Source organism: Amycolatopsis nalaikhensis (assembly GCF_030264295.1).
In the GTDB taxonomy this organism is placed as follows: domain Bacteria; phylum Actinomycetota; class Actinomycetes; order Mycobacteriales; family Pseudonocardiaceae; genus Amycolatopsis; species Amycolatopsis nalaikhensis.
In genome coordinates, this window is the sequence record NZ_CP127173.1 from 5,429,971 (window position 1) to 5,444,483 (window position 14,513).

The window sequence follows — 14,513 nt, forward strand, 5'->3', positions numbered from 1 at the left end:
GAGGCGCGCGCTGTGCGATGATCGGCCGGTCGCCGACCTCAGGAGTGCTGTTGAAGCCGTACCCGTTCACCGCCGTCGTCGGGCTGCCGGACCTGCGCCTCGCGCTCGTCCTCTCCTCGATCTCGCCCGCCGTCGGCGGGGTGCTGGTGCGCGGCGAAAAGGGCACCGCGAAGTCGACCATGGTCCGCGCGCTGGCGGATCTCCTGCCCGGCGTCGACGTCGTCGACGGCTGCCGCTTCTCCTGCGATCCCGCGGCCCCGGACCCGCTCTGCCCCGACGGCCCGCACGACGCCGCGAGCAGCCATCGGCGCCCGGCGAAGCTCGTCGAACTCCCCGTCGGCGCGGCCGAAGACCGCGTCATCGGCTCGCTGCACCTCGAACGCGCGCTCGCCGAGGGTGTCACGGACTTCCAGCCCGGCCTGCTGGCCGCCGCGCACCGCGGGCTCCTCTACGTCGACGAGGTCAACCTGCTGCACGACCACCTCGTCGACACCCTGCTCGACGCCGCCGCGATGGGCCGCGCGACCGTCGAACGCGAGGGTGTCTCGGTGTCGCACGCGGCCCGATTCGTGCTGATCGGCACCATGAACCCCGAGGAAGGCGAGCTGCGGCCGCAGCTGCTGGACCGGTTCGGGCTGACCGTCGAGGTCGCGTCCAGCCGCGACCCGGAGCAGCGCGTCGAGGTCGTCCGGCGTCGTCTCGCCTACGAAGCGGATCCCGAGGCCTTCGCCGCGCAGTACGCCGACGAAGACGCGAAGCTGGCCGCGGACATCGAAGCGGCGCAACGGCTTCTGCCCGCCGTCAAGCTGCCCGACGACGCCCTGCGCCAGATCGCCGAGGTCTGCGCCTCCTTCGAGGTCGACGGCATGCGCGCGGACATCGTCACCGCGCGCACCGCGGTCGCGCACGCGGCCTGGGCCGGGCGCGACGAGGTGACCACCGACGACGTCCGCGTCGCCGCGCGGCTCGCGTTGCCGCACCGGCGCCGTCGCAACCCCTTCGACGCCCCGGGCATCTCCGAAGAGCAGCTGGAGCAGGCCCTCCAGGACGCCCAGCCGCCGGAGCCCGGCCCCGAGGACGACGGCCCCGGCTCGGGTTCGACACCGGAGGAAGCCCCGCAAGACGTTCCCCAGGGCAGCGAACCGCAACCGCAGCCGCAGCCGCAGCCGCAGAACGGCGGCGGGCAGCAGAAGACCGTCGGCGCCGGGGAGACGTTCAAGGCGCGCGTGTTCCGCGTCCAGGGCATGGGTGAGGGCGAGCGCGGCCGCCGGTCGCGCGCGATCACCGACAGCGGCCGGACCATCGGCGTCCAGCCGCCGTCCGTCCGCGACGGGCGGCCGCACCTGGTCGCGACCGTCAAAGCCGCGGCACCGCACCAGAAGTCCCGCGGCCGCGACGGCGCGGGCCTGAAGCTGCGCCCGGAGGACCTGCGGTACGCGCTGCGCGAAGGCCGCGAGGGCAACCTCGTGCTGTTCTGCGTGGACGCGTCCGGCTCGATGGGTGCGAAGGCGCGGATGCGCGAGGTCAAGTCCGCGGTCCTCTCGTTGCTGCTCGACGCCTACCAGCGCCGCGACAAGGTCGGCCTGGTCACCTTCCGCGGCACCGCGGCCGAACTCGCGCTGCCGCCCACGATCAGCGTCGACGCCGCCGCGTCCCGGCTCGAAAGCCTGCCCACCGGCGGCCGGACCCCGCTGGCCGAAGGGCTGCTGGAAGCGGCGCGGGTGCTGCGCGTCGAGGAAATCCGCGACCCGCGGCGCCGCCCGCTGCTCGTCGTCGTCACCGACGGCCGCGCCACCAGCGGCGAGAACGCCGTCGCGCGCGCCCAGGCCGCGGCCGGGCTGCTCGCCGGTGTCACCACCGTCGTCATGGACTGCGAGAGCGGCAAGATGCGGCTCGGGCTCGCCGCCGATCTCGCCGCCCACCTCGGCGCGGAGCACGTGCCGCTGTCCGACGTCGCCGCCGAATCACTCGCGAACGCCGTCCGCGCCCGGACCGGGAAGGCCGCCTGATGCCGCAGGGAAAACCGTCCGTGGTGCCGGAAGACGGCCTGACCACGCGCCAGCGCCGCAACCGGCCGCTGCTCGCCGTGCACACCGGCGAGATGAAGGGCAAGTCGACGGCCGCGTTCGGGATGGCGCTGCGGGCCTGGAACCAGGGCTGGTCGATCGGCGTGTTCCAGTTCGTCAAGTCGGCGAAGTGGCGTGTCGGCGAGGAAGCCGCGTTCAAGGCGCTCGGCAAGCTGCACGACGACACCGGCCAGGGCGGGCCGGTCGAATGGCACAAGATGGGCGAGGGCTGGAGCTGGTCCCGCAAGTCCGGCACCGAAGAGGACCACGCGGCGAACGCGCGCGAGGGCTGGGCGGAGATCAAGCGCCGCCTCGCCGCCGAGACGCACGACTTCTACGTCCTCGACGAGTTTTCCTACCTGCTCAAGTGGGGCTGGCTGGAGATCGACGACGTCGTGTCCACTTTGGTCTCGCGGCCGGGGCACCAGCACGTCGTCATCACCGGCCGGTACGCGCCGCCGGAGCTGGTCGAGGCCGCCGACCTGGTCGCCGAGATGACGAAGGTCAAGCACCCGATGGACGCCGGCCAGAAGGGCCAGCGGGGGATCGAGTGGTAGCGCGGGTGGTCGTCGCCGCGCCCGGTTCCGGGCACGGCAAGACGACGATCGCCGCCGGGCTGATGGCGGCGCTGCGCGCGGCCGGGCACCGCGTGTCCGGGCACAAGGTCGGGCCCGACTTCATCGACCCGAGCTACCACGCCCTCGCCACCGGGCGGCCCGCGCGCAACCTGGACCCGTTCCTCCAGGGCGAGGACCGGCTGGTTCCCTTGCTGCGCCACGGTTCCCGCGGCGCGGACATCGCCGTCATCGAGGGCGTGATGGGGTTGTTCGACGGCGCGCTGGGCACCGAGGGCTACGCCTCGACCGCGCACGTCGCCCGGCTGCTCGACGCGCCGGTGGTGCTGGTGGTGGACGCGTCGGCGGCCTCGCGCAGCGTCGCCGCGACCGTGCTCGGGTTCGCCCACTACGACAACCGCGTGCGGCTCGCCGGGGTCATCCTGAACAAGCTGGGCTCGCAGCGGCACCTCGACGAGATCGCGTCCGCGCTGGAGGCCACCGGCGTCCCGCTGCTGGGTGCGTTGTACCGCAACGAAGAGATCCACGCGCCGAGCCGCCACCTCGGGCTCGTCCCGGCGGCCGAGCGGGCCGCGGAGGCGGAGCGCGTGCTGCCGTCGCTGGCCGCCTGGGTGCGGGACGGCGTCGACCTGGAGGCGATCGTCCGGATCGCCTCGGGTGCCCCGCCGCTGTCGGCACCGGCGTGGGAACCGTCCGGAGTGGACGGTCCACGCGTGACGGTAGCGGCCGCGGGCGGCCCGGCGTTCACCTTCCGCTACACCGAGAACGTCGAGCTGCTCGCCGCCTGCGGGGTCGACGTCGTGGACGTCGATCCCTTGCGGGACCGTGTTTTGCCGCCCGGGTGCGCCGGACTGTACTTCGGTGGCGGGTTCCCGGAGGTGCACGCGGCCGAGCTGTCGGCGAACACGGCGTTGCGCGGCGAAGTGGCTTCCGCGATCGAACGCGGGATGCCGGTGAGCGCCGAATGCGCGGGCCTGCTGTACCTGTGCCAGTCCCTGGACGGCGTGCCGATGGTCGGCGCGGTGCCCGCCGACGCGAAGATGACCGCCCGCGGCAAGCTCGGCTACCGGCGCGCGGTCGCCGTCGAGGACAACCTCCTGGCCACGGCCGGGCAGCGCGTCACCGGGCACGAGTTCCACCGCACCGAGGTGACGCCGTCGCACGGCGCCTCGGCGGCCTGGGGCTGGGACCGGCAGCTGGACGGCTTCGCGACGCCCACCCTGCACGCGTCCTACCTGCACGTCCACTGGGCCGGGTATCCGGAGCTGGCCCGGCGGTTCGCGGCGCGGGTCCGGGACTTCGCACATGGCTGACTACGACCTGCACCACCACGGCGACCGCGAGGTCGGGCCGGGGCTGATCGATCTCGCGGTGAACGTCCGCCTGCCGCGCCCGCCCGCGTGGCTGCGGCGGGAACTGGCGTCCGCTTTGGACTCCCTGGCGGCTTATCCGTCCCCTGTGGACGCCGAGGCGGCCGTCGCCGAGCGGCACGGGCGGCCGGTGTCGGAGGTGCTGGTCACGGCGGGCGCCGCGGAGGCGTTCACGTTGCTGGCTTCGGCGTTGCGGCCGCGCCGGGCGGTCGTGGTGCACCCGCAGTTCACCGAGCCGGAGGCCGCGCTGCGGGCCGCCGGGCACGCCGTCTCGCGCGTCGTCCTGTCCGAAGCGGACGGTTTCGTGCTCGACCCGGCGCTGGTGCCGGACGACGCGGACCTGGTGTTCGTCGGCAACCCGACGAACCCGACGTCGGTACTGCACCCGGCGGCTTCGTTGCTTTCCCTGGCCCGCCCCGGGCGGGTGCTCGTGGTCGACGAGGCGTTCCTCGACGCGGTGCCGGGCGAGGTGGAGAGCCTGGCTTCCGGCGCGCCCGGCGTCGTCGTGCTGCGCAGCCTGACGAAAACCTGGGGTCTGGCCGGGTTGCGCGCGGGGTACGTGCTGGCCGAGCCGGACGTCATCGCGTGGCTGCGGGCGGTCCAGGTGCCGTGGTCGGTGTCCACATTGGCCGGAGTCGCAACGGTGGCGTGCTGCCGTCCGTCCGCTTTGGAGGAAGCGGAAAAGCTTGCGGTGGCGGCGGAAGCGGACCGCGAGTACCTGGTGTCCGGCCTGACGGCGGCAGGCGTCGACGTCCTGGGCGACCCGCGGGGCCCGTTCGTGCTCGTCCGGGTTCCCGGCGGCGCCGAACTCCGCTCGCGGCTGCGCGACGCGGGTTACGCCGTCCGCCGCGGTGACACGTTTCCCGGGCTCGGTCCGGACCACCTGCGCCTGGCCGTCCGGGACCGCGCGGTCACCGACGCTTTCCTGGCCGCGTTACGCCGGGTTTCGTAAACGCCGGAAGGGTGGCAGCCGCTACCGATGAGAGCCAGTGGAACTGGGGCGAAACCGATGTATCAGCTAGCGGAGCGAGGCGCGGTTCGGGCAGCCAGGCTGTGGGATGTCGCCACCTTTGCAGGAAACCTCCAAAGGTATGGTGACCAACATCCTGGCGACCCTCGACCGAGTGACGACGGACTAGCGCCAGACGGAGCCTCGACTGATCGCCGTGCACATCAGCATCAGTACTTGCCGGAAACGCAGGCAGTCAGAAACGTCTGCTCGACCAACTGCTTCCATTCCTCCGACACTTTCGGGTCCGGACCACCGGTAGTATCTGGTGCGTCATCGTTCAGCGCCTTGTTTGCTGTCTTGCAGTTGTCTTCGTTGACTTTGTCGCCCTGATTCTGCAGAAGAATATGCACCTCGACGCCCCTGAGGGCCACTTTGTGGAGGTATTCAATGCGTTCATCGTAGTCAGCTGCGCATCCCGACGCAATTAAGCCGGCGAGTGTAAGAATGCAGGTCATGGGGACACATTTTAGGAGCCTCACTCGCCGTCTCCCTTCACTTTGACGGGTTGATCGAGATCTTGCTCGCGGTTCTCTTGCTCGACCCGCAATCGGTGTACCTCTTCAAGGAACATCTCGCGTGCGCGTTCCGTATCGTCAATTTCCTTGTATCGCCTTATCTTCAATCGATAGGCGGCAACTTCTTGATCGATCGCATTGGCAGTCTGTTGAGAGTAGAAGCCGCGGTCACGGAACTTGAAGTATGCAGCAATACCAGACGCGGCCCCGACGATGAACGTAATAATCGGCGATATCCATTGTAGTGCCGTCACTGACAGTGAGAGGCTGGATATCCCTGTGGCGGCGAGTGACCCGATGATTGTTGTCATCTGCGTGACGTGATTCGCGCGCCTGCTTCTGATACTATTGCGGCGTAGCTCTGCGACGTAGAATTCGAGGTCGTCCTCGTAGCTGCTTTGATGGTCTGCGGGTGTTGCGATCCACGTCCGACGGCGCTGATTTCGGATTTTTTGAAACTGGAGTTCGAGGTCGGCTTGCGAGCAATGCTTATTTAAATCTAAGAATAAAGATTCTCGGTCGCTGATTTGTAGATCTGGGTAACGTTTGACGTAGATTCCATATGCAATCAACGCTGTGCCGCCTGCTAGGCAGGTCAGCGTCAGTGTTAACCTGTCGCCTGGGGGAAGCAGTTGCCATATTGTGTATGCTCCAGCAAAGAAAGTCAGTCCCAGGACGATCCCCAAGATGCCCCGTTGGCGGCGACTGCGATGACGTCGAAGAAGTGCTTGCAGTGTGGCGAGCTTCAGGCTCAGTTCAGCTACATCATCTTCTTCTGTGATAGCGGAACTCATGAGCGAATAATATTCTCCCGCGATATCGCGTGTGAGGGAGGGTGGTTCGTTTGTTCGGGTATGACGGCTCGAATGCTGATTCGTGTCCGTGGATGTTTCGAGGGTGCGATCTCCACGTTTGATGGAGGTTGAAACGACGGATTTCGTTCCTCTGCGGAGGCTTTAGATGTTCAGACGAGAGCGAGCAGCGCAGCGGCCACGGCGACTTCGACGCAGCCGCCGAGGACGTCCCCCGTAACCCCGCCGAGCCGCCGCGTGCAGCGGACCAGCAGCGCGGCCGCCACGGCGTAGCCCAGCAAGACAGCCAGCGGCCCGCGCCACCAAGCCAGCCCGGGCAGCAACACGGCAAGTCCGCCCGCGACGACGCCAACGGCGATCGCGGCGGCACGCGGGACCGACCTCGCGACCGTCGCCCCGAGCCCCTCGGGCCGGGCCGACGGCACCCCGCGCGCACAGGCCATCGAGAGCGTGCACCGGCCGACCAGCACTCCCGCCGCCGCGGACACCGGGCCGACGACACTCAGCGCACCGACCTGCACAAGCAGCACGAACACGAGCGTCGCGACCCCCGTCGGCCCGGAGTCGCCGCGGCGCATGACCTCGAGGGCCTTGGCGCGGTCGTACGAAGCACCCAAGCCGTCGGCGGTGTCGGCGAGCCCGTCGAGGTGCAGGCCGCGGCTGCCGAGCGCCACCGCGCCGAGCGCCAGCGCCGCAACGGCCAGCGCGGGGAGGTGCACCGCCTGCCCGGCGAAGACGACCAGCCCGGCGAGCGCGGCGAGCGGCACTGCGGCGAGGGGCGCGAGCACCATCGCCCGCCCCGCCACCACCGGGTCGATGACCTTCGGCGCCGGGACGGGCACGGTCGTCAGGGTGCCGACGGCCATCCGTGCGGCGTCACCCCAGCGGCTCACGTCAAGTCGGCCAGCAGGCCCATGTCGGCCAGGATCGCGCGGGCCGCCCTCAGCGTCGGCACCGCCTGGACCGCTCCGCTTCCCTCGCCCAGCCTGAGCCCGAAGTCCAGGATCGGCTCCAGCCCCAGCGCCTTCAACGCGAACGCCTGCGACGGCTCCGTCGAGCGGTGCCCGGCCAGCCACCACTGCTCGGCCCCCGGTGCGATGTCCCGCGCCACCAGGGCCGCCGCGCCTGAGAACACGCCGTCGAGCAGCACCGGTGTCCTGCTGACCGCCGCCTCGACCAGGAAGCCCGCCGTCGCCGCGACGCACGCGCTGCCCAACGCCGTCAGGCGCTCGAACGGGTCCTCCGTGCGGCCCGCCGCCCTGGTCAGTGCCGCCGAGACCGCCGCCGTCTTGCGCTCCAGGCCCGCCGCGTCCACGCCCGTGCCCGTGCCGACGACCTCGGCCGCGGGCAGGCCCAGCGAGGCCGCCACCAGCGCCGCGCACATCGCCGTGTTGCCGATCCCCATGTCGCCCGGGATCAGCACGTCCGCGCCGGCTTCCTCGCGTGCGATCGCGCGGCCCGCGTCGAACGCCGCCCGCGCCTCGCCCGGCGCCAGGGCGTCCTCGACGTCGATCGAGCCCGAGCCGCGGCGGATCTTGTGGGCCGTCACTTCGGGCGGGACGTCCGCGCCGTCCCAGTCGACGCCGAGGTCGGCCACCCGCACCTTCGCCCCGACCTGCGCGGCCAGCACGTTCACGCCGCTCTTGCCCGCAAGGAACACCCGCACCATCGCCGCGGTGACCTCGCGCGGATACGCCGAGAGCGCCGATACGCCGTGGTCGCCCGCGAACACGACCACGCGGACGTCGTCCAGCGGCCGCGGCGGCACGCTCCCGTGCGCCGCGGCCAGCCAGGCGGCGATCTCCTCGAGCCTGCCGAGCGCGCCGAGCGGCTTGACCAGGCCGTCGAGCCGCTCCAGCGCGGCGGCGCGGGCGGCGGGGTCGGGCACGGGTACGTCGAACACGGGCGCCTCCTGGCTACAGGTCGAGCGCCCGGCCCGCGACGACCAGCACGACCCGGTCGGCGTCGGCGGACACCCGGTTGTTGAGTGCGCCCAGCACATCACGGAACAGCCGTCCGGACGACGTTGCGGGCACCACACCGCTGCCGACCTCGTTGCTGACCGCGACCACCGGCACCCGCGCCGCGGCCCACGCGGCCAGGAAGTCCTCGAGCCGGTCGTCCAGCCGGTGCTCCCACCCGGGCTTCTGCTTCCACGCGCCGACGTCGTCCAGCACGCGCGACAGCCAGGTGCCGAGGCAGTCGATGAGCAGCGGCTCGGTCGCCTTCCGGAGGGCGCCGGCGAGGTCGGTGGTCTCGACGGTCTTCCAGTGCGCCGGCCGCCGCGCCTGGTGGGCGGCGACGCGCGCGGCCCACTCGGGGTCGTCGTCGCTCGCGGGCAGGCCGGGCGCGACGTAGACGAGGTGCGGGTGGTGGGCGACGAGCCGTTCGGCGTGCCGCGACTTCCCCGAGCGGACGCCGCCGAGGACCAGCACCTTGCCTTCGTCGCGGCCGTACCGGCGCAGTGCGCGCGCCAGGGTCTCGAGGTACCCGGCGAGCCGGTAGGTCAGGCCCGCCGACGTTTTCTTCCCCGCGGAGGCGTTCGGCACAGTCATACCCGGCATTGTGGTGCACGCGCTACCGTGCGCCACGTGCCACTCCGTCTAGGGACAACCGCGGCCGGACTCGTTACCGGATACGTCGCTGACACCCTCTTCGGCGACCCTCGTCGGGGGCATCCGGTCGCCCTGTTCGGGACGGCCGCGGCTCACCTCGAACGCCGGATTTGGGCGGATTCAAAGCCGCGCGGAGCCGTGTACGCGGGGTTGTGCACCTTCAGTGCCGTAGGCCTGGGCGTGGCGCTTCAAGCCGCGACGCGGCGAAGCCCCTTCGCGCGCTTCGCACTCATAGCTGCGTCTACGTGGGTTGTCCTCGGCGGATGCGGCCTCGCCGCCGAAGGGACCGAAATGGCCAGGCTGCTCGAAGCGGGCGAAGTACCCGAAGCGCGTCAGCGGCTTTCGCACCTCTGTGCGCGCGACGCGACGACGCTCGACTCCGCCGAGCTGACCCGCGCGGCCACCGAGTCGATCGCGGAGAACACCTCCGACGCCGTCGTCGCGCCACTGTTCTGGGGCGCGGTGGCGGGGATCCCCGGCCTGCTCGGCTACCGCGCGCTGAATACGCTCGACGCGATGGTCGGGTACAAGTCGCCGCGCTACCGCCGGTTCGGCTGGGCCGCGGCCCGCGCCGACGACGTGGTGAACCTGGTGCCGTCGCGCCTCGGCGCGGTGCTCACGGTGCTGTGCTCCGGCGGCCGGGCGCGGGACGCGTGGCGGGTCTGGCGCCGCGACGGCGAAGCGCACCCGAGCCCGAACGCGGGCCAGGTCGAGGCGGCGTTCGCGGGAGCGCTGGACATCCGCCTCGGCGGGACCAACAGCTACGGCGGCGAAGTCGAGAGCCGGGCACGCCTCGGCGAAGGACGCGATCCAAAGCCGGCCGACCTGCGGCGGGCCGTGCGCCTGTCGCGGCTGGTCGGGGCGGCCGCGGCCGCGGTGGCGGCGGGGGTGGCCCGATGAGCGGCCTGCTCGTCGCCGGGACGACGTCCGATGCCGGGAAGAGCCTCGTCACCGCCGGGCTCTGCCGGTGGCTCGCGCGCCGCGGGGTGCGCGTCGCGCCCTTCAAGGCCCAGAACATGTCCAACAACTCCATGGTCTGCGCCGACGGCGCCGAGATCGGCCGCGCCCAGTGGCTGCAGGCCCGCGCCGCCCGCGTCGAACCCGAAGCCGCGATGAACCCGGTGCTGCTCAAGCCCGGCAGCGACCGGCGCAGCCACGTCGTCGCGCTCGGGAAGCCCTTCGGCACCCTCGAAGCCGGGGAGTACGCCACCGGCCGCGCCGGGCTCGCCCAAATCGCCTTCGGGGCCTTCGAAGACCTCAGCGCCCGCTACGACGTCGTCGTCTGCGAGGGCGCGGGCAGCCCCGCGGAGATCAACCTCCGCGACGGCGACTACGTCAACATGGGCCTCGCGCGGCGCTTCGGGCTGCCCGTGCTCGTCGTCGGCGACATCGACCGCGGCGGTGTCCTGGCCGCCATGTTCGGCACCCTCGCCCTGCTGTCGGCCGAAGACCAGGCGCTCGTCGCGGGCTGGGTCGTCAACAAGTTCCGCGGCGACGTCGGCCTGCTGCGCCCCGGCCTGGACAGCCTCGAGAAGGTGACCGGCCGCCCGGTGCTCGGGGTGCTGCCGTGGCTGGACCGCGTCTGGATCGACTCGGAAGACGCCCTCGCCGCGGCGGGTTGGCGGCGCGAGGCCCAGGGCGGCGGCCTGCACGTGGCGGTCGTCCGGTTCCCGCGCGCGTCCAACGCCACCGACGTCGACGCCCTCGCCGCCGAACCCGGCGTCACCGTGACCCTGACCGCCGACCCCGACACGGTCGCCGCGGCGGACGTCGTCGTGCTGCCCGGGTCGCGGGCCACCGTCGGCGATCTCGGCTGGCTGCGCGAGCGGGGTCTCGACACCGCCGTCGCGGCCCGGGCCGCCGCCGGACGCCCGGTGCTCGGCATCTGCGGCGGCTACCAGATGCTCGCCGAGTCCATTGTGGACGATGTCGAGTCCGGCGCGGGCGAGGTCGAAGGCCTCGGCTTGCTGCCCGCCCGGGTGTCGTTCGCCGCCGAGAAGGTCCTGGCCCGCCCGGTCGGCGAGTGGCGCGGCGCCCGGGTCGAGGCCTACGAGATCCACCACGGCACGACGACCGCCACGACCCCGAGTGAGTCCTTTTTGGACGGCATGCGCGACGGTGCCGTCTGGGGCACGATGTGGCACGGCGCCTTCGAAAACGACGCCTTCCGCCGCGCCTGGCTCACCGAAGCCGCCGCCCAGGCCGGTGTCTCCTGGGCACCTTCGCACGGCGCCCCCGGCTTCGCCGACCTGCGCGAAGAGATGCTGGACAAGCTGGCCGACGCCGTCGACGACCACCTCGACACGGCGACGCTGCTGAGGGTGCTGGAGCAGGGCGCACCCGCGGGACTCCCGTTCGTCCCGCCCGGCGCGCCCTGACTCAGCCGCGCCAGGGCCCCTGGCGCGACTCGAACCCGCACACGGCGACGCGTATCCCCGCCGCCCAGGCCGTTTCGTCCGGGCCGTACCCGACGATCACCGGCTCGGCCGGGGACACGCCCGACTCGCCGAGCGCGCTCTTCAGCCGGTCCGTGCACACGCTGAGCGCGGTGTCGTGGACCTTCCGGTCGCCGGGGTAGGGCACCTGCGGCCCGGCCATGGTGAAGGAGTCGAGCACGACGCCGTCGTGTTCGGCGGCGCAGGGCACCTTCACCGCGTCGATGCCCGGGCGCGCCGCGTTGTAGCAGTCGTCGGGCCGCATCGAGAGGATCGGCGTGTTCGACGCCTTCAGCGCGACGCTCAGCAGCAGGATCGACGCCACCGGGATCGCGACCATCCAGGCGACGCTCGCGACGATCCCGCCGATGGCCAGGCCCCGGCCGCGTTCGCCGGTCCGCCGCGTGCGGACCAGCGTCACGACGCCGAAGACCACCCCGAGCACCGCGGTGACGCCGAAGAAGCCCAGCACGCCGGTGATCAGCGACGGCAGCGCCAGGCTGTCCCGCTTGACCGGCGGCTCGCTCACGCGGCGACGGCCGCCTTGTTCGTCAGTGCCTTTTCCGCGAAGGCGCCGAACGTCAGGCCCAGCGCCAGCCACAGCGTCACCTGCGTGCCGACGGACGCCGTCCGGAAGCTCCACAGCGTCGACGCCGGGAACTCGGCCGGGACCTCGTCGACCGCCGGCATCAGCCAGGCGACCACGCCGATCACGACGAGGTAGCCCGCCGCGGCCAGCAGGAAGCCGTTCCACGCCCCGAAGCGGTCCGCGAGCTTGCGGCCGAACACCGTCGCGAGGATGCCCGCCAACAGTGACACCGCGACGAACCCGAAGTACAGCTCGGTGCGGGAGCCGATCGTGCCCGGCTGGCCCACGGCGGGCGGGTTGGCCGGGTACTTGAGGAACGGCACGAGGAACACCACGGCGAACGCGCCCGCGGTGAGCAGCACCGCGGTCACGCGCGGGCGGAGGTTGCCGAGCCGTCCTTGGGCGAACGCGAAGGCGAGCGAGAGCAGGCCGCCGATCGCGACGCCGTAGACGAGCACGCCGGTGAGCAGCCCGACGGTGCTCTGGACGTCCCGGGGGACGAGCTCCTCTTCGTGGTCGTGCGCTTCGGCGGGCGCGGCGCCGGCGTCGTGCGAATGGGAGTGGCCGCCGGACTCCTCGAGCCCGATGGCGGTGTTCACCGACGGCTCGCCGAAGGCGTAGGCGAACCCGAACGCGAGCACGCCGGCGATCAGGCCCGCGAGCATGCCGCGGACCAGCAGGGTCTTCATCATGGGAGCGCGTGCCCGCCGATCAGTGGCAGGGGAAGGCCAGCAGGTGCCGGCCGTCGTGCACGAACTCGTGGACGTAGGTGTTCGCGAAGACCGCGGTGGCGCCCTGTTCGGCGCTCACGAAGTAGAGGGCGATCAGGGCGAGGAGCACCACGAACACCGCCCACGGCACGATCTCACGGATCGGGATGCGGATCGGGAGCGGGACGGCGGGAGCTGCCGTGTGGGACATGGGCGTGGCCTCCTCGGGCTTTCGCGGCCTCATCGGGGTCGGTCACGAGGGTCCGGGTCTGGCTTCCCCCTGGCGGGGGTCACAGTGGCGCGACCGCGCGGACTTGCACCGCGTTCCGGAATCTCCTCGTCTGGCCGGTTGAGCGTAGGTCCGCCGTTCCGGGCTCGTCAATGTGACAATGCCGCGGTGACTCGAATGGTGGCGGCCCTCGATGTGGGCGGGACGACGGTCAAGGCGGCGTTGCTGGACGAGCAGCTGCAGGCCAAGGCGGCATTGCGGGCGGAAACGGCCCGCAGCGCGGACGGGACGGCGCTGGCCGCGCAGGTGGCGGAGATCGTGGCGTCGCTGGCGGAGCAGGCGGGCACGGAGCTGCCGGCGGCGGTCGGCGTGGTGGTGCCGGGGATCGTCGACGAGCAGACCCGCATCTGCCACTTCTCGGCCAACCTGGACTGGCGAGAGGTCCACTTCGGCGAGCTGCTGGAGGACAAGCTGGGGCTCCCGGTGGCGTTCGGCCACGACGTGACGGCGGGCGGGATAGCCGAGTTCCGGGTGGGAGCGGGCCAGGGGGCGACGAACGCGGCGTTCATCCCGGTGGGCACGGGAATCGCGGCGGCGTTGCTGCTCGACGGCCGCATCCACCGAGCGCACGGCCAGGCGGGCGAGGTGGGGCACATAGACGTGGGACACGCGCTGAAGTGCGGCTGCGGAGCGGTGGGCTGCTTGGAGGCAATCTCATCGGCGGCGGCGATAGCAAGGCGCTACACGGAGCGCACGGGCCGCCCGGCGGACGGAGCCCGCGAGGTGGTGGAGCAGGCAAGGCGAGGCGACGAGGTAGCGGTGGCGGTGGTCCAGGACGCATTGGACGGGCTGGGCCACGGAATCCGCACGTTGCTGACGCTGCTGGGTCCAGAGGTGATCGTGCTGGGCGGCGGGCTGTTCACGGCGGCGGACTACGTGCTGGAGCCGGTCCGGGAGTGGCTGGCCGCGCACCTGACGTTCCAGAAGATGCCGGAGCTGAGGATCGCGAAGCTGGGGGACGAGGCGGGGAGGCTGGGGGCGGGCTTGCTGGCAATGGACAGGTTGGCGGAGTTATGAGCCGCGCAGCGGCGATGAGCCAACCCTGACAAAGGAGCTGGGTGGTCATCCCGTCGCCTGAGGCCGTCAAAATCACTTTGAGCCAGGCCCGCAACTACCTCGTCTACTGCAGCCGAAGTACGGAGGCTTGCGGGCCTGGCTCAAAGTGATAGGCCTCAATCAGGCGACGGGATGACCACACAGCGGCCCCCACGAGAACGCGAGAGAACTACGAGGCCCCGGCCATCCCAGAGCCTGCCCGTCCGGCGAGGACATTCTTTGTCTTTGAACGTCCCGAAGAGGGAGAACGGGCCCGACATCCCCCGCCCCTCTTCGCGGAGTGTTCAGCCGCCGGTTGAGCTTGTCAAGGCGGGAAAGCGTGCCTTGACAAGCTCAACCGTCGACTGAAGTGCGGCGAGGACGAGGGGCGGGGGAGGTCTGGTGATCTCGTGCCTGGCTTGCGTTGCCGGCCGCCGGTTGGCGAGGGGCGGGGGAGGCCTGGTGATCTCGTGCCTGGCTTGCGTTGCCG

General features: G+C 71.5%; 15 protein-coding genes. 7 read left to right on the forward strand and 8 right to left on the reverse strand.

The window, feature by feature from the left end; translation table 11 throughout:
* Positions 1–50: 50 nt before the first annotated feature.
* The 4 genes from QP939_RS26825 to cobC are packed head-to-tail and all read left to right on the forward strand — an operon-like array spanning position 51 to position 4,963.
* Positions 51–2,009, forward strand: a complete 1,959-nt coding sequence (locus QP939_RS26825) for a putative cobaltochelatase (RefSeq protein WP_285448914.1) — start codon at positions 51–53, stop codon at positions 2,007–2,009.
* Positions 2,009–2,623, forward strand: a complete 615-nt coding sequence (gene cobO, locus QP939_RS26830) for a cob(I)yrinic acid a,c-diamide adenosyltransferase (protein WP_285448916.1) — start codon at positions 2,009–2,011, stop codon at positions 2,621–2,623. The genes QP939_RS26825 and cobO overlap by 1 nt, the downstream gene beginning before the upstream one ends.
* A complete protein-coding gene (locus QP939_RS26835; protein WP_434219577.1) occupies positions 2,617–3,954 on the forward strand; it encodes a cobyrinic acid a,c-diamide synthase CobB in 1,338 nt (445 codons plus the stop codon). Before cobO ends, QP939_RS26835 begins: the two co-directional genes overlap by 7 nt.
* Positions 3,947–4,963, forward strand: coding sequence for an Rv2231c family histidinol phosphate aminotransferase CobC (gene cobC, locus QP939_RS26840; RefSeq protein ID WP_285448920.1), 1,017 nt, complete (start codon positions 3,947–3,949; stop codon positions 4,961–4,963). The genes QP939_RS26835 and cobC overlap by 8 nt, the downstream gene beginning before the upstream one ends.
* 227 nt (positions 4,964–5,190) lie before the next feature.
* Here the strand turns inward: cobC and QP939_RS26845 are convergent, their stop codons facing one another.
* The 5 genes from QP939_RS26845 to QP939_RS26865 form a co-directional block, all read right to left on the reverse strand.
* Positions 5,191–5,478, reverse strand: coding sequence for a hypothetical protein (locus QP939_RS26845; RefSeq protein WP_285448922.1), 288 nt, complete (start codon positions 5,476–5,478; stop codon positions 5,191–5,193).
* Positions 5,479–5,498: 20 nt separating this feature from the next.
* Complete coding sequence (locus QP939_RS26850) at positions 5,499–6,332, reverse strand: SLATT domain-containing protein (RefSeq protein WP_285448923.1); 834 nt, start codon at positions 6,330–6,332, stop codon at positions 5,499–5,501.
* Positions 6,333–6,502: 170 nt separating this feature from the next.
* On the reverse strand, positions 6,503–7,216 hold the full coding sequence (locus QP939_RS26855; protein WP_285448924.1) for an adenosylcobinamide-GDP ribazoletransferase: 714 nt from the start codon (positions 7,214–7,216) through the stop codon (positions 6,503–6,505).
* 23 nt (positions 7,217–7,239) lie between these two features.
* Positions 7,240–8,253 carry a nicotinate-nucleotide--dimethylbenzimidazole phosphoribosyltransferase gene (gene cobT, locus QP939_RS26860; protein ID WP_285448925.1) on the reverse strand — a complete coding sequence of 338 codons (1,014 nt, stop codon included), beginning with the start codon at positions 8,251–8,253 and terminating at the stop codon, positions 7,240–7,242.
* Between the two features lie 13 nt (positions 8,254–8,266).
* A complete protein-coding gene (locus QP939_RS26865; protein ID WP_285448926.1) occupies positions 8,267–8,905 on the reverse strand; it encodes a bifunctional adenosylcobinamide kinase/adenosylcobinamide-phosphate guanylyltransferase in 639 nt (212 codons plus the stop codon).
* A gap of 36 nt (positions 8,906–8,941) precedes the next feature.
* Between QP939_RS26865 and QP939_RS26870 the strand changes: the two genes are divergently transcribed.
* Together QP939_RS26870 and QP939_RS26875 are read left to right on the forward strand one after the other, a co-directional pair.
* Positions 8,942–9,865 carry a cobalamin biosynthesis protein gene (locus QP939_RS26870; protein ID WP_285448928.1) on the forward strand — a complete coding sequence of 308 codons (924 nt, stop codon included), beginning with the start codon at positions 8,942–8,944 and terminating at the stop codon, positions 9,863–9,865.
* Entirely contained in the window at positions 9,862–11,343 is a 1,482-nt protein-coding gene (locus tag QP939_RS26875) for a cobyric acid synthase (protein WP_285448929.1), read from the forward strand. Before QP939_RS26870 ends, QP939_RS26875 begins: the two co-directional genes overlap by 4 nt.
* A 1-nt stretch (position 11,344) precedes the next feature.
* On the opposite strand, the gene QP939_RS26880 is transcribed toward QP939_RS26875, so the two are convergent.
* Genes QP939_RS26880 through QP939_RS26890 form a run of 3 tightly spaced genes read right to left on the reverse strand, consistent with a single transcriptional unit; the run spans position 11,345 to position 12,910 of the window.
* Positions 11,345–11,929, reverse strand: coding sequence for a DUF4190 domain-containing protein (locus QP939_RS26880; RefSeq protein ID WP_285448930.1), 585 nt, complete (start codon positions 11,927–11,929; stop codon positions 11,345–11,347).
* A complete protein-coding gene (locus QP939_RS26885; protein WP_285448932.1) occupies positions 11,926–12,681 on the reverse strand; it encodes a CbtA family protein in 756 nt (251 codons plus the stop codon). The genes QP939_RS26880 and QP939_RS26885 overlap by 4 nt, the downstream gene beginning before the upstream one ends.
* A 19-nt stretch (positions 12,682–12,700) precedes the next feature.
* A complete protein-coding gene (locus QP939_RS26890; protein WP_285448934.1) occupies positions 12,701–12,910 on the reverse strand; it encodes a CbtB domain-containing protein in 210 nt (69 codons plus the stop codon).
* 195 nt (positions 12,911–13,105) lie between these two features.
* On the opposite strand from QP939_RS26890, the gene QP939_RS26895 reads away from it, so the two are divergent.
* Positions 13,106–14,005, forward strand: a complete 900-nt coding sequence (locus tag QP939_RS26895) for an ROK family protein (protein WP_285448935.1) — start codon at positions 13,106–13,108, stop codon at positions 14,003–14,005.
* Positions 14,006–14,513 lie beyond the last annotated feature (508 nt).